The sequence below is a fragment of the Arthrobacter alpinus genome, assembly GCF_001294625.1.
In the GTDB taxonomy this organism is placed as follows: Bacteria; Actinomycetota; Actinomycetes; order Actinomycetales; family Micrococcaceae; genus Specibacter; species Specibacter alpinus_A.
In genome coordinates this window covers 1,675,504-1,694,722 of the sequence record NZ_CP012677.1, presented here as the reverse complement: position 1 = coordinate 1,694,722, position 19,219 = coordinate 1,675,504, and the positions used below count along the sequence as shown (strand labels likewise).

Below are 19,219 nucleotides of genomic sequence, written 5' to 3'. Positions count from 1 at the left end.
ATTTTGGAGAAGTAATTGACTACACAACCCGAAGGCATCATCAACCCATCCATCGATTCGCTGCTTGAGGCTGCGGATTCAAAGTATGGATTGGTCATCTTTGGCGCTAAGCGTGCCCGCCAGATCAACGCCTACTACGCACAGCTCCACGAGGGCTTGTTCGAGTATGTTGGCCCTCTGGTCGACACGAAACTGAACGAGAAGTCGCTTTCCATCGCATTCCGTGAAATCGACGAGGGCCTGCTGGTTTCCACGCCGATCGAAACCGCGTAACTGCGGCGAACACCACCTCACCGGTGACCGAGCTGAACATTGTTCTGGGGGTAGGCGGCGGCATCGCCGCCTACAAGTCCGCCCTATTGTTGCGCCTTTTTACCGAGGCCGGCCACGCCGTCACCGTCATCCCCACGCAGGCCTCCACCAAATTTGTGGGAGTGGCCACGTGGGAGGCCTTGAGCGGGCGCCCCGTCAGCAATGACGTCTTCCACGCTGTGGATCAGGTCAATCACGTCAGGCTCGGCCACGAGGCCGATCTCATTGTGGTGGCCCCTGCCACGGCGGACCTGCTTGCGCGGGCTGCCGGCGGCCATGCCGATGACCTGCTGACAACCACCTTGCTCATGGCCCGGGGACCGGTGCTCTTCGCCCCGGCCATGCACACCGAGATGTGGCAGCATGCTGCAACTCAAGCCAATGTGGCTGCGCTGCGATCCCGTGGCGTCCACGTCCTGGACCCGGCAGTGGGGAGGCTGACCGGACCTGACACAGGGCCCGGACGCCTGCCCGAACCCGAGCTGATCTTTGCCGCCGCAATGGCGTTGATTCCCGCCCACGCCGCCGGCACCGCACCGGCTTCCGTGGCGCTGCCGACGACTACCGCAGCCGGGGGAGCCCTCTCCGGCAAGCGTGTCTTGATCACCGCTGGCGGAACCCGCGAACCTCTGGATCCGGTGAGATTCCTGGGCAACAAGTCCTCCGGCAAGCAGGGCGTGGCCCTGGCTGAGGCGGCCCTGGCGGCCGGTGCGGACGTCACCGTGATCCACGCCCACATGGACGTGGCGGCCCCGGCCGGAGCCAAACTTCAAAGCGTTGAAACGGCTCTGGAACTGCGTGCCGCCACGTTGTCCGCGGCAGGGACTTTCGACGTCGTCATCATGGCAGCCGCCGTCGCGGACTTCCGGCCAGCCAGCATCTCCTCCGGCAAGATCAAAAAACGTGACGACACCGCAGACCCGGTCATCAACTTGGTCCGCAACCCAGACATTCTTGTTGAAGTTGTGGCTCACCGGGCCGCACAAAACCTCAAGCAACTCATCGTCGGCTTCGCCGCGGAAACCGGTGATGACCAAGATGACGCGCTCAGCTATGCGGAAGCCAAATTGCAACGAAAGGGTTGCGATCTGCTGGTGGTGAACGAGGTGGGTCCGGGGGACTCCGGAACCGAGCGGGTGTTCGGCCAGGACAGCAACCAGGTCCAGATCCTTGCCCTTGACGGCGCCACCCCCGTGCAGGCCTCGGGGTCCAAGCGGACGGTGGCCGACACCGTCGTGCGTGTCATAGCCGCACGGCTTAGCGCAAGTTAGCACGGCCAAGTGTGTCCATGTGTTTCCAATCGCTGCCTCGCGCCCATGAAGCGCGCCCGAAACAAGTAGAGTAGAACAGTGACTTCACCGAACCCCGTGCGCCTTTTTACCTCAGAATCCGTGACCGCAGGCCATCCGGACAAGATTTGCGATCAGATCAGCGACGCCATCTTGGATGCCCTACTGGCCGAAGACCCCAACTCCCGTGTGGCCGTTGAGACCATGGCGACCACCGGCCTGGTCCATGTGGCGGGCGAGGTCACCACGGACGCCTACGTGGAGATTCCTGCGATTGTCCGCAACACGATCCTGGACATTGGCTACGATTCCTCCGCGAACGGCTTTGACGGTGCACGCTGCGGTGTGTCGGTCTCGATCGGCCAGCAGTCACAAGACATCTTCGACGGCGTTTTCAACGCCTTGGAGGTCCGTGAGGGCACCGCTGTGGATGAGTACGACACGCAGGGCGCAGGGGATCAGGGCATCATGTTTGGCTATGCCAGCGATGAGACCGCATCTTATATGCCCACCCCCATCTTCCTGGCGCACCGCCTGTCCGAACGCCTCACCCACGTACGCAAATCCGGGCTGCTCTCCTACCTGCGCCCCGACGGCAAGACCCAGGTCACCATCGGGTACGACGGCGACACGCCTGTCTCTGTGGATACTGTCGTGATCTCCAGCCAGCACGCCGAGGGCACCTCTTTGGAGCAGTTGCGCGCCGACTTGGCGCAGTACGTGATCGGCCCCGTCATGGACGACTCGGGCCTGGACACCTCCACCATCAAGACCTACCTGAACCCGGCCGGCCCGTTTGTTGTGGGCGGGCCCGTGGGCGACGCCGGCCTGACGGGTCGCAAGATCATCGTTGACACCTATGGTGGCATGGCCCGGCACGGCGGCGGCGCCTTCTCTGGCAAGGATCCGTCCAAGGTTGACCGCTCCGCCGCTTACGCCATGCGGTGGGTTGCCAAAAACGTGGTGGCTGCAGGACTGGCGTCACGGGCGGAAGTGCAGGTGGGCTACGCGATTGGCGTGGCACGGCCCGTGGGCGTCTATGTGGAGACCTTCGGCACCGAGACAGTTGACCCGCGCCGCATCGAGGCCGCCATCGCCGCCATCTTTGACCTGCGCCCTGCCGCGATCATCCATGACCTTGACTTGTTGCGCCCCATCTACGCCAAGACCGCAGCGCACGGCCACTTTGGCCGGGACGATCCGGACTTCACCTGGGAAAACCTTGACCGGGTTGAGGCGCTGAAGGCATTCTTCAACGCCTAGAGCCCCCACCTTATCCACAGCTAAGCACAGCTCCCCGGCAGCATTGTCGGTGGGCTGTGCTTAGCTAGTTTTAGGCTGAAGAACCTTTCGGCCCGGCATTTGGCCGCGATGCTTGAGTGCCGGATTCTTTGGCACCGAGGGAGGACGCATGGAGCAGCACCTTGAACAGGGCGTTCAACTGAGCCTGCTCAGCGGGTTTGTCGGCAAGGAACGTGTGGCCGATCCCCACAGTGGGGTGGAATTGGCCCCGTCGCTGCCCGTGGCCCAGGTGGCCATTGACTCTCCCTTGCCGCACCTTGATCGCATCTTTGACTATTCGGTGCCCAAGGAGCTCGACGACGCAGCCCAGCCTGGTGTGCGGGTGCGGGTGAAGTTCTCCGGTCAGGACCTGAACGGTTTTCTTGTGGCCAGGGTTGCCACCTCGGAGAGTGAACGGCTGGTGCCGTTGAACCGAGTCTATTCGGCCGTGCCTGTGCTGGCACCGCAGGTTTTGGAACTGGCACACCGGGTGGCGTCACGTTACAGCGGCACCGTGGCGGATGTTTTGCGCGTTGCCGTCCCGCCGCGGGTGGCCAGCTTGGAGAAGGGCTACCTCAAGGCGGCCGCCGAACGGGCTGCGGCAGCAGCGGAAGCCGAACCAGTGGCAGAACCGGCACCTGCGCCTCATCCTGGGCATTCGCTGTTCACGGGCTACCCGCACGCCGAAGACTTCATGACGCAGCTGGCCATGGGGGCAACTCCGAAGGCCGTCCTGACTGCGCTCAGCGGATTCGGGCCGGAGTCCTGGCACCACCAAATCGCCCAGGTCGTGGCTTATTGCCAGCTCTCCGGGCGGGGTGCCATTGTGGTGGTTCCGGACCTGCGTGACCTCGAACTGTTGGACAAGACTTTTACATCGGTGCTGCCGGCTGGCAGCTTTGTGAAATTGACCGCCGACGACGGCCCCACCCTGCGGTATGAGAACTTCCTGCGCGTGCTCAGCGGCTCCGTGAAGGTGGTGATCGGCACCCGTTCTGCTGCCTATGCGCCGGTGGCCGATCTGGGCCTGGTGTGTTGCTGGGACGACGGCGACGAACTCCACATCGAACGCAGGGCCCCCTACCAGCACAGCCGCGACGTGTTGTTGCTGCGCTCGGAGGTTCAGGACACTGCCGTGCTCATGGCTGCCCACAGCCGCAGCAGCGAATCCCAACGCCTGGTTGCCACAGGGTGGGCACAATCACTGGTTGCCGAGCGTTCGGTGGTGCGCCTTGGCACGGCGCGTGTCATCAGCACCGCCGACAGCTATGAGCAGGAACGCGATCCGCTGGCTGCCATGGCCCGCTTGCCGCACCGTGCCTGGCAGGCTGCCAAGACGGCCTTGGCCAGCGGCCCGGTCCTGGTTCAGGTTGCCCGGACAGGCTATGCCCCGGCGCTGGCCTGCCAGCGCTGCCGCGAGGTGGCCAGATGTGTTGAGTGCACCGGCCCGCTCATGCAGTCCCGTGCTGACGGTTCCATCCAGATCCTGGTGACGTGCCGGTGGTGCGGGCGAGCGGAGACCAGCTTTAGCTGCCCCACGTGCGGGAACCATCAGCTGCGTGCCATCACCGTGGGAGCCTCGCGCACAGCCGAAGAATTGGGCCGTGCTTTTCCCTCCGTTCCGGTCATCGCGTCGGCGGGGGACCACATCAAGACGGTGGTGGCGGACCGGCCGGCCATTGTGGTGGCCACGGTCGGGGCGGAACCAGTCGCGCCCCACGGCTACGCGGCGGCGCTGCTGCTGGATGGGGACTCCTTGTTGCGCCGTGAGTCTCTGCGCTCCGGCGAGGACACCCTGCGCCGTTGGTTGAACGCTGCCGCCTTGGTGCGCCCGGCCAGGGATGGTGGCACCATCGTGGTGACGGCCGACGACACTGTGGAGGTCTCTGCCCTAGTGCGCTGGGACCCGGCAGGCTATGCCGAACGCGAGTTCCACCTTCGCCATGAGCTACACCTGCCGCCCGCTGTACGGGTTGCCGCGCTGACGGGCGGGGAGGCCGACGTCGTGGCCTTTACGGCCGCCCTTGAGCTGCCGGGTGAGGTGCGGGTCATTGGCCCGGCGCCCCTGGTCAACCCCTTTTCTGCCAGGCCTGGTGGAGATCCGGAGCAGGCACCCGACTACCGGACCTTGCTGTTCTTCCCCTATTCAATGGCGGGCAAGGTCACCGGTGCCATGCGGTCTCTGAAGGCGGCCAATGCCGCCCGACGGGTGGGCTCCCCGGTTCAGGTCCGCTGCGATGGGGTTGACGTCATCTAGGGCTCCGGACCCGCCGGATTGCCAGGAGGACCAAGCCAATGAGCAGCCAGCCCACGCCCAGAACGGCCTCGGTCCCGTTGGTGAGGTTGCCCTCGGCGATCGCGGGCCCTGGGCCTAGGGTTGCTGATATCCGCGCATTTCCTCGATGGCGTTGATCATGATCAGGTCTGGGATCAATGGGGGAGTGTTGACGGTTGGCTCCGGCGGATACAGGTGGCCGGCTGGCGAGATCCAACCGGGTCTTTCGGCGGGGGCGTGGGAGGTAGTGGGTGTCCAGCCGTTCATGATCCTGGTGTTCAGTCCAGAGATGGGCCCGTTCCGTGCGGCATTGCGGGGTAGCCTTCTTCTCCCGTCACGGGACTTGCCATCTTTGAAGTGCTTGAGCCGGTGATGAGTGCCGCACGCACTCCAGAGGTTCTCCGGAGTTGATGCCCCGCCGTTTTCCCACGCAGGAATGTGATCGAGTTCCGTGTCGGCGGTGACGGTATTGCAGCCGGTGCCCACGCATGTGCCATCTCGGGCTCTCAGGATTATCCTGGTGGCAGCGGAAACCCGGTAGCGGGTGGGATCCATGGACAGGTACTCGTTCGTGTAGGGGCCCACCATGATCCGGTACAGCGTGGGGCAGCCGGCGGCCAGTTCCTGGGCCATTTTTGGCGGGATGGGGCCGTAGCCTTCAAGCTCGGCCGGCTCATTGGAACGGCCCAGCACTGTCAGCAGGGGAATGGTGACCAGGACCTGCGCCAGGGGCCGGGTGGCGCTGCCCTGCGCCGGCGCCGCGTCATCGGTTACCGGAACGGTGTCCTGCGCCTGGCCGGCTTTGATGGCGCCGTGACTTTGATCCGGAGAGGTGCCGGTTGCAAGCAGCCATTGCGCAAGCACGTCCAAACGAAGTTGGGTCAAGGTTCGGTGTTCACGTGGCCCCTGCAGGGTGCGGGCTGTGCGGGTGGCTTGGTTCCAGATACCCTGCGCGGCGTCCGCGGGAAGGAACATCGAAAGCCATGACATGCCATCTTGGTCCGGTACAAGCACCAGTTTTCGGTCGGCAACTGCCAATACATGGCGCGTGGCCATGCTGTAGGGGTGGGTGCGTTCCCTCAGGCGGCGGGCGTGGACAAGGAATTTTGCAGTGGTCATTCCAGGTGCCAGATCAAGCAGCTGGTGCTCAAACTCACGCGGTGCTTCGTCCGGAACGGCCTGGCTGCCGGACGGTGTTTTAGTTTCAGCCAGGGTTTGAAGTTGGTCAAGGATTGCGTTGGTGTTGCGCCAGGAGATGGAACCGTTGGACAGTGCCGCCAAGGTATTTGGATGCTGGCGGACTAAGGACGTGCTTTGTCTCTTCAGTTCCGCACCGGAGCATTGGGGAAGGACTAGGGCCGCACAAAGTTCGGCTGTTGTGGAAATCGACAGGACTTCTTGCTGCCACGGGTCCAGTTCGGCAACCATGCCGAGCCTCGTGGACGCGGCGTCAAGCCGTTCGATGGCCCTGGCCTTGAAGGCAGCAATCCCCGATTCGATGAGCGCGAGGCTGCGCAAGGTGGAGACAGAGCACAGGTACTCGGCCTCAGCCAGAGCCTCGATGGAATCGATGTCTAGATCGGAGGATGCGACGGGCAGATGCGGCACGTTGGCCAGTAGTCGGGATAGCTCAAGCGGGTTGGGAACAGGCGGGTTGGGAACAGGTAGGTCGGGAACAGGAGCGCCGGGGCAGGAGAGGTCTCGGGCGCACTGCCGCCGGGCCGGGTATGCCGGATGCTGAACTGGGTAGGCGGCAACTATGCCGGGCGCCGGTGACCACGACCCTGCCGCAGGCTGAGTGCCTGCGCTTTGGGGTATCAGCTCCGGATGGAATTTGTCCATAACACCATTCCATCACCAAAATTAGAACGTACAAACCCCTAATATTGAAGAAGTGAAAAAATATCCGAATAGGCGTGCCTGTGCAGGAGGTAAGGGCGAGTCCTAGCCGCGAGTACGCCACCTCAGCCGCGTATTGGCACTGCAGCCTCCAGCCTGGTCTCCGCTCCCAGCTTCAAGAACATCGGCGAGACGCAAGTTGGCAACCGTCTTCGGCGTTACACCCAACAGCCAGCGATGGTGTCGTTCGGGAGTCTCTCCATGAGTAGCTCTGCCACACGGTGGCGATGATCTGTTCGGGCTGTGAAGCCTTCGCCGAGTAGCCAAAGGCGCCGGCTGGCAGCAGCGGAGCCAGCAGCCCGCGCCCGGTTAAGGTGGCACTACCACCGAGCTCACGAGCGCTTTCGGTGATGACTCAAGAAATAGCTAGCACCCCACGCTTTGTTTCGATTTACCCCGTCCCAAACGTGCCGCTTGTTTAGCCTCTCTTTCTATGAGCTTTAAGACCGTGTGCTTCTCGTGAGGACAGGACACGGTGGGGCCATTGGCCAGCATCATTGGTCGGTGGAGCGTTGGAGTGGGCTGGCCTGCCTGTCAGCTGGAATTCAGTCGGTGTGTAGTCGGTGAAAATTAGGATCGTCTTGGGATGTGGAACGGCGTACCCGAAAGTGTTTACCGCGGCGTGGAGTGTTCGATGCCGAGAACTGTGCCGTACGGCGTTCCTTCACCCGGAGTTGAACACGAGTCCGAGCGCGTCTCACTCGGCCGGCGTATCAAGGCCGGATTCGTGAGCGAACACTTCCGTAGGGCGGTGAGGCTGCTTATCCTCGTTTCATGAGGGACTCCAGCGAAGCTGTGGTCTGGCTAACTGTCGGTCCGCTGAAAACGCACTGCGCGCATCAAGGGAGAGCAACAAGATGAGACCACTTCGATACTCCAACGTCACGCTCGACGGGTGCAGCCACCGCGAGGCAGGGCTCCCGCCGGACGAGGAGTCGATGCGCTACTGGACCAGTGAGATGGAGCGAGCCGATGCCCTGCTGTTCGGCCGTGTGGCCTACAAGATGATGGAGTCGGCATGGCGGAAGCCGGCCACGGGCACGTAGCCTGGATGGGTGGATGGGTGGATGGGTGGATGGGTGGATGGGTGGCAAATCCCCTTCGCCGAGACTATCGACCGGGCGAAGAAGTACGTCGTGTCGAGCACGCTGAGCGGGGTCGATTGGAATGCCGAGCTGGTGCGAGGCAACTTGGGGCAAACTGTTCAGCGGTTCAAGCAAGAGCCAGGCGAGGGCCTGTGGGTTGGTGGGGTGACGCTCCCCTTCGCTTTGGCGGATCTGAGACTGATCGACGAGTACGAGTTCCTCGTGCAGCCTGTCCTTGCCGGACATGGGCCAACGTTGCTCGCCGGTCTGCGCGAGCGCATCCAGGTCGTGGATCGCCATGAGTTCCGGTCGGGGGCAATCGCCCTGCGATATCGGCCTACGCAAGTAACGGCTTGACGTGATTAGTCTTGGCACGTTGGCCGCTGCTACGCGACGAAGCAAGGGTTCTCGTGCCTGAGATCCACTCTTCACACTCGGCCGCCACTGGAAATGCTGAGGACAATGCCCCGACGACTTCACCGACGCCCAAGCCATAGCTACACACGCGACACCCGAACGACTCCGGGAGCGTCCTGTAGGTGGTTCCGCTTCTGGGCGATGGTTCCTTCACGCACCACGTTGGATCGTCAGCAGACTCCTCCCATGGAAGAACCTTTGATGCACTAAGTTTCCTGCGGAATGCTCGTACGCGCGGGGTGCGTTATTCTCGTACACCGATCACCGTCGAGGGCGCGGTATCCCAATTTCTGGGACTTTCCTGGAGGCCACCTCGAACCAGGAGAGCGTGGCGGACAAGCTCTTGTGCGTGAGCTGCGAGAAGAGTTGAACGTGCAGATCACTGCGCCGGCTGGGCAAGCGATACTGACACGTCAAAACGCTGAAATGTTCCAGGAAGTTTGGCTGGTTGAAAAGTTTGACGGTGACAGCGTCAATGCCGCACCAGATGAACATAACGCCACAGGATGGTTCGGTTTGGAAGAGGCAATATCTTTGAACTTAGCTGACAGCAACTACACAGCACTTTTCACACAGTTCCTGGCCTGATTCTTGTTCGGTAGAGGTTCCCCCGTGTGGTGACGCCGCGGTGCACGCGGCGCAATCCCCGCTCATAAGCGATGCTGGGCGACATTGATCACTTGTCCATCAGGGCTCCGAACGAAGAACCGACGAATTCCCCACGGCTCGTCGGTGATCGGGTGCACGATCTCATAGCCGTGCTGTTGCGCCTCCTTGTATGCTGCGTCGACGTCATCGACCTTGATGGTCATCACGGAGTCTTCAGGTGCTGTTGCGTCCCGGGTCACGACCTGGACGCAGGCGCCTGAGTCCGCAGACGTGAACCGGGCCACCCATCCTTGGTTCATTCCATCTTCGGTTAGTCCGAGGAACCGAAAGAACTCCCTCGCCCCTTCGATGTCGTCGGTGTGCAGGTTGGTGATGGCTTCTATCGCTTTCATCGTCTAAGTCTGACACCTCATTCGGCCACGCATCCGCGCGCCAAGACCAGTGAGTCGCGACGTAAGCCGACCCACTATGGGAATGGTGCAGTTTGCCGGTAGACGTTCCCCTGCGGAATCCCTCCGCCCGGATCCTGATGTTTGTGGCTGTTCCGTATCAGCTTATTGAGCGTGACTTGATTGGACTGATCGAGTGGGGTGGTGTTTTGTTTGATGAGGCGACAAACTGGAACACCCCACCCTCGATCTAAGTGCATCCGTGCGCCGCTGCTGCCCACGAAACCGAACGCCAATCCACCATAGGCATTTTCGTCCGCCCAAAGCCCCACGCAAGTCAAGTGTGCGATGTTGAGCTGGTGTACTCGAGTTGCAATGTAGAGCTCAGGAAGCGGAGCCAGTAGAGTCACTAGATTGCCTACTTACGTGCTGAATTGGGCTGAATTTTGATAAGGCTGCTGCACTAATGGTTGGTGGGTTTGATCCGGTACAGGCGGCTGCTCCGGGCGCCGAAGATTGTCAAAGGGCGACGGCGGTCACCTCGCCCGAGCTGCGGAGTGAACGAACAACGAGACTGCCAAGGGCGGCCTTCAGGCGCATAATGGAGGCATGAAAAACCAGCCAGTAATCGTCGGCTTGCCCATCGCTGATCGCCGCAAATCGTTCGACTTCTACGCCGCCGGACTTGGTCTTCTCCCCGTTGGCGAAATCGCCCCAGATGGCTTGCCATAACCTTTGCAGTTCCAGCTCAATGACGGGCTCCGTCTCATGCTCATTCCCACGGAAGGCTTTGGGTGGGTTGTGGGGAACCGAGACGTTGCCCGAAGCGGCCATAGCGAATGCGTCATCAGCATCACCGCAGGCAGTGAATCCGGTGTCGATGAGCTGGTTAAGGAGGCGCTTGAAGCAGGCGGTGAAATTGTCACCGAGCCTGGGCAAAAGCCGTGGGGTTATGTGGGAGCCTTTGCTGATCTGGACGGTCATGTCTGGCAGGTAACAGCAGACTGGCTGTCCTAGGCAGTCGTTGACGGCGTCGCCCTCGCCATGCAAGGAACCCGGCGCCATCGCGGCCAAAAGCGCGGCTATGGTCAGGGCCGGAACGGACTCCATACGCCGTCCGTCCACTGGGGAGGCCGGGCCCACCCCAGTCATCGCGATTCTCCTTCGGTGCCAGCCATTGCGAACACCCAAGGATTATCGGCGCGGAATCCTTGGGACGCTAGGGCAGTCTGCTCCTGAGTTGCGCCGGTGCGCCACGCAGTTCCTCGGTGATCGCCAGCAGCTCACGAGCCGACGCATCCCAGCTGAATGTTGCCGCCTGGGCCACGGACGCCGTCGAGCTTTGCGCCCACGTGTCCAAGTGGTCCAGCGACCGAACGGCGGCGGCAAAGGCCTGCGGGGAGTCCGCGGGCACGTAGTGCGCCGCGGTGCCGCCCACCTCCTGGAAGATCTCAGTGTCGGCCACTACGACCGGGGTCCCGAGGGCCATGGCCTCAACCAGCGGCAGTCCATAGCCCTCGGCCTTGGATAAGGTGACAAGCGCCGTCGTGCGCAAAAGCAGCTCGTCATACTCTGCGTCCGTCACCCCGTTGTGGAAGACCACGTTCGCCCCGGAAGGCACGAGTGCCTCTAGTTCGGCGCGGCGTGCAGGGGTGATGCGGCTGAGCAGGTTCAGCGTGAAGTCGGGCAGTTCCGCCATGCCACGGATCAAGGTTTCCACGTTCTTGTACGGCATGAACGAGCCCATGTAGGCAAGCGATTTCTCCGGCGGAACGGACGGGTCCCGCGGCGTGCGGTCGCCTTGAGGGGCGTTGCTGATGATCCGGATGGGCCTTTTGGTGAGCCTGTGTTTGCGCATCAGGGCCAGTGTGGTGTTGCTGATGGTCGCCACCACGTCGGCGCGGTTCAGCAGCACCCGCTGGGGCCAGTACGCCTTGTGATACAGGCGCCACAGTACGCGCACCGGCGCCGGGAGGAAGCCGGGAGGGGCCGGGTGCTCATAGTAAATAAGGTCATGCAACGTCAGCACCAGCGGGTATTTCCGGCCCCAGCTGCCCATGGTCTGCATGGGGCAAAACACTAGGTCCGCGCCCAGCTTATTCACATGCCGGGCCACGAAAAGTTCCAGTGGCGACAGCGGCGAGTTGATCTTCACCCATGGCAGCTCCGGCAGCAGTGCTAGTTGGCGTTCGTCGTGGATGAGCATCGTCACTTGGGCGTAAGGGGCGACGGCGGCTAGCAGGGACGCGCCGTACCTGCTGATTCCGTCGTGGTGGTCCATGCGCGTGAAGCGGGCGTCCATGACGATGCTTGGACGGCGGGGAAGCGGCTGGGTGGCAGGTGGCTCGCTGGATGAAACGGGCTCGCTCGCTGGGTGTTGCTGGCTCACGGGGCTGGGTGCCTTTCCAGGAAGTCGATGATCGCGGCGGCTGCGGGTGCTGGCGTTTCGTAGTGGATCAAATGGCCGACGCCGGCAATGGCCACAAGTTCCGCGTCGGGCAGGAGCTCCAAGAGTTTATGCTGGGTGGGGAGTGTGGCAATTTCATCCTCGTCACCGGCAATGAGCAGTGTTGGCAGTGTCAGCTGGCTGGCCACCTGGCGCACCGTGCCGCTGACCGAGGCCTGGAAGGACTCCAGCAACATGTCCCGATTGGCGAATCCGCTGAAGTAGGCGTGGTGCTGGGCGTGGATGAAAGCTAGGAGCTGCGGGTCGCTGGTCTTGGCCATCGTCACGCTCATGACACGGACGATCAGTTTGCTGCGCAGCAAAGCATTGCCCAGGCGGGAGGGCAGTTTTGCCGACGCCCAGTAGTAGAACACTGCCAGCTTGGTCATGACCCCCTTGGGGCCCTCCAGCGCCGGCGCGGCAATCGGATTCACCAGGATCAAGGGATACGCCCTGCTCGGATGGGCCGCCGCAAAATGGCTGGCGACGATGGAGCCAAAGGAATGCCCCAGCAACACAGTGTCGGACCCCAGGCCCAGGGCCTGCAGGAAGGCATCCAAGAATTCGACATAGCCGGAAATGGAATGCGCCGTGTTCGCGAAGGCGGGGGACAAGCCGAAGCCGGGCAGATCGGGCATGAGAACGCGGTAGTCGGGCAGGAGCTCCACCACCCGCTCCAGGCCGTGGTGGTCGCCACGGAAGCCGTGGACCATGACGATGGTGCGGGTGGCGGCAGAGCGTTTCAGCGGCTGATAGTCCCAATAGTGGACTGGCGTGCACAGAACCTCAACGGTGTGGGCGGACTCCCTGCCCGCAAGGTCCACAACGATGGGTGCGCTCTCCGGCGTCGAACGTTTCTTTACGGTTGCCTTCATCGCATAAACCTAGTTGACCTGGTTGGGATTGGAACCGGCGCGCTGGCCGCGATCCATGGCCGCGATGGTGTCCATCTCGGCCGTGCTCAGGGCGAAATCAAAAACCCGCAGATTCTCACTGATGCGCGCCGCCGAGCTGGCCTTGGGAATGGCCAGGTGTCCTGACTGGATGTGCCAGCGCAGGACAATTTGGGCCACGGACCTCTCGTGGGTGGCGGACATGAGAGCCAGGCCGGGGTCATCCAGCAAGCCACCGCGGGCCAGCGGGCTCCAGGCCTGGGTGGCGATGCCGAGTTCGGCGTGGAGGGCGCGCAGCTGGCGTTGTTGCAACCACGGGTGGAGTTCAATCTGGTTCACGGCAGGCACCACATCGCAGGCATCCAGGAGCTGGTGGAGGTGCTCCGGCTCAAAGTTGCTCACCCCGATGGCACGCACCCGGCCTTGCGCGTATAACGTTTCCAGAGCTTTATACGTGGGGATGAACAGTCCCTGATCGGGGCACGGCCAGTGGATCAAGAACAGGTCCAGGTAGTCCAGTCTCAGCCGCTCCATGGATTCATCGAAGGCCGCCAGCGTGGATTCGTAACCGTGCCGGTCGTTCCACACCTTGGAGGTTACGAAGAGGTCTTCTCGTGGCGTGCCGGCGGCTACGGCGGCGCGAACTGCCTGGCCCACGCCCTCCTCGTTGCCGTAAAGTGCGGCAGTGTCCACACTCCGGTAGCCGGCGTCGAGCGCAGTAGCGACGAGGTCCGCGCAGTCCTGTGCAGGGACCTTGTAGACCCCGTAGCCGAGGGTGTCGATGAGGACGCCGTTGTTAAGTGTGACTTTAGGTGCAAAATGCATACTCATGACTCTAGACGAGCCAGGCGGCGGTGGCCCATTGCTAGAGGCCGTCCAGACTGTTGAGGAAGCCGAGGATTGGATCGCTGGAGGCGCTTTCCTGCTCCACCAGCTCCCGGGCGGTGCTTTCATCCAGGATTAGGTCGGTGGCTAGTCCGGCCGCCAGCGCCCCACGGAGTCCCTTGATCTTGCGGGCACCGGAGACCACGCAGATACGACGACGGATCTTGCGCAGGTCCTCTAGTTTGGGTCCGCTGGAGCGGTCGTTGAGCACGATCCCCTTGTCACTGCCGTCATCACGGAAAAATACTGTGGCCACATCGCCGGCCACCCCGCTGGCCTCGAGCTCGTCGATGTCGGTGGAGTCAAGATACCCGCCAACGTAGACATGGCTGGGCACGTCGGCGTCCATGGAGCCCACCCCGAAGATGGCGATGGTGGCCCGTTGCTGGAGGTCAAGGATACGCCGGACACTGCGCTCCTCCCACATCATGCGCTTGGTTTCGGCGTTGTCGAAAAACGCAGGCACCGGGAACTGCTCCACCTTGGCCCCATAGGCGGTGCCGAAGCGGCGAATGATCTCGGAGGCGTATGTGATGCCGCTGGTTTGCGTGTTACCTGCCCCGTTGAGCTGGACGATGGTGCTGCCGTGGGTGGTCTTGCGGGTCAGATGCCGGCTGACGGCGCTGAGGGTGGAACCCCAGGCCACACCGATGACGGCATTGGAATCGACAAGGGGGGTGATGGTCCGGGCCGCCTGCATGCTCACACGGTCCAAAACGTCCACCTCGTTCAAAGTGTCAGCCACGGGGACTACATGGACCTCCACCTTGTAGCGCCTGCGAATGGCCCGTTCCAGTTCGGGCGCCCTGTCAGAGGGTGTCTTGATCTGGATCTGCACAAGCCCGCTATCCCTGGCGGCTGAAAGGAGCCGAGAAACCGTTGAACGGGAGGTCCGCAGTTCGCGGGCAATGGCGTCCATGGTCTGATCCTGTAAATAGTACATTTGTGCAGCACGGAGAGCGTCCGACTGCTTTGTTCGCTTAGTGGGCAACAGAAATCAGGCCTTTCTGCACGTTTGTGCAAGGGTGTTGACTATATTTTCCGTATGTTCAAACAATAATGGGAACAGGCGCCAAAAGCGCAAAGCAGCAGGACTCGAATGAGGTCAAGTTGAGAACTCTTGGTAATGCCGGCAAGAACACAGATGCTACCGATTTTCAGGAGGCTGTGCGTCCCCAAGTGCAGGCCCTGCGTGAGCGCCCGCATGCCAAGGTTCTGATCATCGGTGGCGGCATCAACGGCGTCGGAACGTTCCGGGACCTTGCCCTGCAGGGTGTTGACGTGGCCCTAGTGGAACGTGGCGACTACTGCCAAGGCGCCTCCGGAGCCTCCTCCCATATGATCCACGGTGGCATCCGATACTTGGAAAACGGTGAATTCCGGCTGGTGAAGGAATCGGTGGTCGAACGCAACCGACTCCTGAAAATTGCCCCGCACTATGTCAAGCCGCTGCAGACCACCATCCCGATTTTCAGCACCTTCTCCGGTATTCTGGCCGCCCCGGTGCGTTTCCTCACGCACAAGCAGGGCAAGCCGCAGGAGCGCGGCGCGTTCCTGATCAAGGCCGGCCTGACCATGTACGACTCCTTCTCCCGCGACGGCGGCTCCGTTCCCCGACACGAGTTCAAGGGCCGGGCCAAGGCTCTGGCAGAACTCCCGGACATCAACCCCGGCATCAAGTACGCCGCCACCTACTACGATGCCTCGGTGCACAACCCCGAGCGGCTGACCTTGGACGTACTCCAAGATGGGGAGAAGGCCGGTCTGGTGGACGGGACCGCCAACGCCCGTGCCACCAACTACCTGTCCGTGACCTCCATTCAAGACGACGGCGTCGTACTCACCGACCAGCTCACTGGCGAGTCGTTCACCTTCACCGCCGACGTCATCGTTAACACCACCGGGGCGTGGGTCGATGAAACCAACACCGCCATGGGTGCGCTGACAAAGTTCATGGGTGGCACCAAGGGCTCCCACATCGTCCTTGACCACCCCGAACTGCTCGCCGCCTGCAGGGGCCGGGAGATCTTCTTCGAGCACACGGACGGGCGCATAGTCCTGATCTACCCCATGGGTGACAGGGTCCTGGTGGGTACCACCGACATTGACGCCGACATGAGCCAGGACGCGGTCTGCACCGACGCCGAGATCGACTACTTCTTTGACCTCGTGGGCCATGTCTTCCCGAACATCGTGGTGACCCGCGACGAGATTGTGTACAGCTTTTCGGGCGTGCGCCCGCTGCCGCGCCACGACGAAACCGCTCCCGGCTTCGTCTCCCGCGATTACCGGATTGAGCGAGCCGACCGCATCATTGCTGGGGCCACGGTTCCCGTGCTCAGCCTGGTCGGTGGTAAGTGGACCACCTTCCGGGCCCTAGCTGAACACATGAGCAACGACGTCCTGGCCATCCTGGGTGTTGAACGGAAGACGTCGACGGCGAAGCTCCCCATCGGTGGCGGTGCCAACTTCCCAGTCGACGGGGCCGGTGTCGAGGCATGGATCGCCGCCCACGTCAGTGAGCACATCGACGCCGCCCGTGCCGGGGTGCTGCTGACCCGGTACGGCACCCGTGCCGAGACCGTCCTGGCCTACTTGGCCGCTGGCGAGGACGAAACCTTCGACTCCACGCACGAGCTGAGCAAGCGCGAGGTCGCCTTCATGGTGGAGAACGAGCAGATCGGGCACCTCATCGACGTCCTGATCCGGCGTACTTCTCTGGCCTTCCGAGGACTTGTCACCAGTGAACTGTTGGCTGAAACTGCCGCAGCGCTGGCGCAGCCGTTGGGCTGGTCAGCCGCCAAGATTGCGGAAGAAATCAGCCACACCCAAAATATTCTGGCCCGTTTCCACGGAGTCCAGGTGCAAAGCTTGATCGCCTGAAGCCCCTGTGGCAGGTGGGACTCAAGAACAGCGGATCACTCGTAGTCCGCTTTCCCTTATGAAGAAAATAATAGGAGTCAAAGATGTCTCTTGGAATAGTGTTCCTGTCCGAAGTGATGGGAACCATGATGCTCACCCTGCTGGGTTGTGGTGTTGTGGCCAACGTTGCGTTGAAGGGCACAAAGGGTAATTCCGGCGGGTTCCTCCTCGTCAACTGGGGTTGGGGTTTGGCCGTTATGGCTGGTGTTTTTGTGGCAGCCAAGTCCGGCGCACACCTTAACCCTGCAGTCACCGTCGGCCTGCTGGCCAACGGCAAGGCAGAGTACGCCCCGGATGTGGCCGTGTCGTTCGCTTCCACCATGACCTACTTTGGTGGGGAACTGCTCGGTGCCTTCCTTGGTGCCGTGGTGTGCTGGCTTGCCTACAAGCAGCACTTCGACAATGAGCCCGACGCCGCAACCAAGCTGGGCGTGTTCTCGACTGGTCCCGCCATCCGCAGCTACGGTTGGAATGTGGTCACGGAAGTCATCGGCACCTTTGTTCTGGTGTTTGTGATCCTCCACTTCGGTGGCGGCGTGACAGGGCTTGGGCCGCTACCGGTAGCTTTGCTAGTTGTTGCCATCGGCGCCTCCCTCGGTGGGCCCACAGGTTACGCCATCAACCCGGCCCGTGACTTGGGCCCGCGTATTGCGCACGCACTGTTGCCCATCAAGGGCAAGGGTTCCAGTGACTGGAGCTACTCCTGGGTTCCCATCGTGGGACCGTTGCTCGGTGGTGCTCTGGGTGGTGCGGCAGCCCAGTGGCTGCCCCTGGTAGTCGCCTGATCCTCTAACGATCTTGTTCTTAATGTGAATAACGAGCAAAGGAAACAAAGATGTCTCAGTATGTAATTGCTATTGATCAGGGAACCACCAGCAGCCGTGCCATTGTGTTTGACCATGACGGCAACATCGTCTCCACCGGCCAGCTCGAGCACGAGCAGATTTTCCCCAAGGCCGGTTGGGTGGAGCACAACGCCGTCGAGATCTGGAACAACACCCGTGAGGTGATTGGAACGGCCCTGGCCCAGGCCAACCTCACACGCCACGACATCGTCGGCGTGGGCATCACCAACCAACGCGAAACCGCCGTCGTCTGGGACAAGAACACCGGCGTCCCCGTCTACAACGCCATCGTCTGGCAGGACACCCGTACGCAGGACATCGTCGATGAACTTGCCGCCGACGGTGGCGTGGAACGCTTCAAGCAAAAGGTGGGCCTGCCCCTGGCCACCTACTTCTCCGGCACCAAGATCAAGTGGATCCTGGATAACGTCGAGGGCGCCCGTGCCCGCGCCGAGGCGGGGGACCTGCTCTTTGGCAACACGGACAGCTGGATCACCTGGAACCTGACCGGAGGGCCCGACGGCGGTGTGCACATCACCGACGTCACCAACGCCTCCCGTACCTTGTTCATGGATCTGGAAACCCTCCAGTGGGATGAGGAGATCCTGGCCACCTTCGGCGTCCCGAAGTCCATGATGCCCGCCATCAAGTCCTCCTCCGAGGTCTACGGTCACGTGCACGGCAGCCAGCTGCTGCGCGAAACCCCTGTCGCCGGCATTCTGGGCGACCAGCAGGCGGCAACGTTTGGCCAGGCCGCGTTCAAGCAGGGCGAGGCCAAGAACACCTACGGGACGGGTTGCTTCCTGATCTTCAACACCGGCGAGGAGATCGTCCACTCGAAGAACGGCCTGCTCACCACGCTCGGTTACAAGCTCGGCGACGCCAAGCCGCATTACGCGTTGGAAGGTTCCATCGCCGTCACCGGCTCCTTGATCCAGTGGCTGCGCGATAACATCGGCATGATCAAGTCCGCCCCTGAGGTGGAGGAGCTTGCCGCCGCCGTGGAGAACAACGGCGGGGTCTACATTGTCCCGGCGTTCTCGGGCTTGTTTGCACCGTACTGGCGTGCCGACGCCCGCGGCGCCATCGTGGGCCTGACCCGCTTTGTTAACAAGAACCACATTGCACGCGCAGCGCTGGAGGCCACCGCCTTCCAGACTCGCGAGGTCCTTGACGCCGTCAACGCCGACTCGGGAGTGGATTTGACCGAGCTGAAGGTCGACGGCGGCATGGTCGCCAACGATGCGCTCATGCAGTTCCAGGCCGACATCCTGGGCGTGCCGGTCATCCGGCCTAAGGTCACCGAGACCACTGCCCTGGGTGCGGCCTACGCAGCAGGGCTGGCCGTGGGCTTCTGGAAGGACCTTGGCGAGCTGTCCTCCAACTGGTCTGAGGACAAGCGCTGGATCCCGAACATGGACCCGGCAGAGCGCGACCGCCAGATGCGCCTGTGGAAGAAGGCCGTCACCAAGTCCATGGACTGGGTTGACGAGGACGTCCTCTAACACCTGCAACCCCCGGCAGGCCGTAGTGGCGACAAAAGCGCGACGGCGGGGCCCCACGTAGGTGGGGGTCCCGTCGTCGCACTTTGTTCCTGCGCACGGATTGGAACATTTGGTGCGCTGAAGCCGAGCAGGCACCAGCAGCTCCAAGGAGTGCCCGGCGCCGGAGG

At 62.3% G+C, this 19,219-nt stretch carries 15 protein-coding genes and 1 pseudogene; 10 read left to right on the top strand and 6 right to left on the bottom strand.

All coding sequences use genetic code 11. From position 1 onward, the window contains the following. Positions 1–15 precede the first annotated feature (15 nt). From rpoZ to AOC05_RS07480, 4 genes are all read left to right on the top strand, one after another. Positions 16–273: a DNA-directed RNA polymerase subunit omega gene (gene rpoZ / locus AOC05_RS07495; protein WP_062006696.1), complete on the top strand. Its 258-nt coding sequence runs from the start codon at positions 16–18 to the stop codon at positions 271–273. Positions 274–305: 32 nt separating this feature from the next. Then, the gene (gene coaBC, locus AOC05_RS07490; RefSeq protein ID WP_062009503.1) at positions 306–1,583 is read left to right on the top strand and encodes a bifunctional phosphopantothenoylcysteine decarboxylase/phosphopantothenate--cysteine ligase CoaBC; all 1,278 of its coding nucleotides are present in this window, start codon (positions 306–308) and stop codon (positions 1,581–1,583) included. 78 nt (positions 1,584–1,661) lie between these two features. Then, on the top strand, positions 1,662–2,864 hold the full coding sequence (gene metK, locus AOC05_RS07485) for a methionine adenosyltransferase (RefSeq protein WP_062006695.1): 1,203 nt from the start codon (positions 1,662–1,664) through the stop codon (positions 2,862–2,864). 148 nt (positions 2,865–3,012) lie between these two features. Next, a complete protein-coding gene (locus AOC05_RS07480) occupies positions 3,013–5,139 on the top strand; it encodes a primosomal protein N' (protein ID WP_062006694.1) in 2,127 nt (708 codons plus the stop codon). Positions 5,140–5,253: 114 nt separating this feature from the next. Here AOC05_RS07480 and AOC05_RS07475 read toward each other — a convergent pair whose 3' ends face one another. Further along, the gene (locus AOC05_RS07475) at positions 5,254–6,999 is read right to left on the bottom strand and encodes an HNH endonuclease signature motif containing protein (protein ID WP_082357830.1); all 1,746 of its coding nucleotides are present in this window, start codon (positions 6,997–6,999) and stop codon (positions 5,254–5,256) included. 914 nt (positions 7,000–7,913) lie between these two features. On the opposite strand from AOC05_RS07475, the pseudogene AOC05_RS07470 reads away from it, so the two are divergent. Continuing rightward, positions 7,914–8,498 (top strand): annotated as a pseudogene (locus AOC05_RS07470) (dihydrofolate reductase family protein). A 282-nt stretch (positions 8,499–8,780) separates the two neighbouring features. After that, the gene (locus AOC05_RS07465) at positions 8,781–9,146 is read left to right on the top strand and encodes an NUDIX domain-containing protein (RefSeq protein WP_082357829.1); all 366 of its coding nucleotides are present in this window, start codon (positions 8,781–8,783) and stop codon (positions 9,144–9,146) included. A 62-nt stretch (positions 9,147–9,208) separates the two neighbouring features. Here AOC05_RS07465 and AOC05_RS07460 read toward each other — a convergent pair whose 3' ends face one another. Beyond that, positions 9,209–9,559, bottom strand: a complete 351-nt coding sequence (locus AOC05_RS07460) for a VOC family protein (protein WP_062006691.1) — start codon at positions 9,557–9,559, stop codon at positions 9,209–9,211. A gap of 765 nt (positions 9,560–10,324) precedes the next feature. On the opposite strand from AOC05_RS07460, the gene AOC05_RS20740 reads away from it, so the two are divergent. Continuing rightward, the gene (locus AOC05_RS20740) at positions 10,325–10,573 is read left to right on the top strand and encodes a VOC family protein (RefSeq protein ID WP_420480380.1); all 249 of its coding nucleotides are present in this window, start codon (positions 10,325–10,327) and stop codon (positions 10,571–10,573) included. A 202-nt stretch (positions 10,574–10,775) separates the two neighbouring features. Here the strand turns inward: AOC05_RS20740 and AOC05_RS07450 are convergent, their stop codons facing one another. The 4 genes from AOC05_RS07450 to AOC05_RS07435 form a co-directional block, all read right to left on the bottom strand. Continuing rightward, entirely contained in the window at positions 10,776–11,858 is a 1,083-nt protein-coding gene (locus AOC05_RS07450) for a glycosyltransferase family 4 protein (RefSeq protein ID WP_062009501.1), read from the bottom strand. Between the two features lie 83 nt (positions 11,859–11,941). Further along, complete coding sequence (locus AOC05_RS07445; RefSeq protein ID WP_062006689.1) at positions 11,942–12,877, bottom strand: alpha/beta fold hydrolase; 936 nt, start codon at positions 12,875–12,877, stop codon at positions 11,942–11,944. 9 nt (positions 12,878–12,886) lie between these two features. After that, positions 12,887–13,720 carry an aldo/keto reductase gene (locus AOC05_RS07440; protein WP_062006688.1) on the bottom strand — a complete coding sequence of 278 codons (834 nt, stop codon included), beginning with the start codon at positions 13,718–13,720 and terminating at the stop codon, positions 12,887–12,889. 40 nt (positions 13,721–13,760) lie between these two features. Then, complete coding sequence (locus AOC05_RS07435; protein ID WP_231687197.1) at positions 13,761–14,699, bottom strand: sugar-binding transcriptional regulator; 939 nt, start codon at positions 14,697–14,699, stop codon at positions 13,761–13,763. Positions 14,700–14,947: 248 nt separating this feature from the next. Here AOC05_RS07435 and AOC05_RS07430 point away from each other — a divergent pair, with 248 nt between their 5' ends. The 3 genes from AOC05_RS07430 to glpK all read left to right on the top strand — a co-directional run bounded on the left by AOC05_RS07430 (position 14,948) and on the right by glpK (position 19,052). Next, on the top strand, positions 14,948–16,663 hold the full coding sequence (locus AOC05_RS07430) for a glycerol-3-phosphate dehydrogenase/oxidase (RefSeq protein WP_062009499.1): 1,716 nt from the start codon (positions 14,948–14,950) through the stop codon (positions 16,661–16,663). An 83-nt stretch (positions 16,664–16,746) separates the two neighbouring features. Then, complete coding sequence (locus tag AOC05_RS07425) at positions 16,747–17,487, top strand: MIP/aquaporin family protein (protein ID WP_062006686.1); 741 nt, start codon at positions 16,747–16,749, stop codon at positions 17,485–17,487. A gap of 50 nt (positions 17,488–17,537) precedes the next feature. Then, a complete protein-coding gene (gene glpK, locus AOC05_RS07420) occupies positions 17,538–19,052 on the top strand; it encodes a glycerol kinase GlpK (RefSeq protein WP_062006685.1) in 1,515 nt (504 codons plus the stop codon). Positions 19,053–19,219 lie beyond the last annotated feature (167 nt).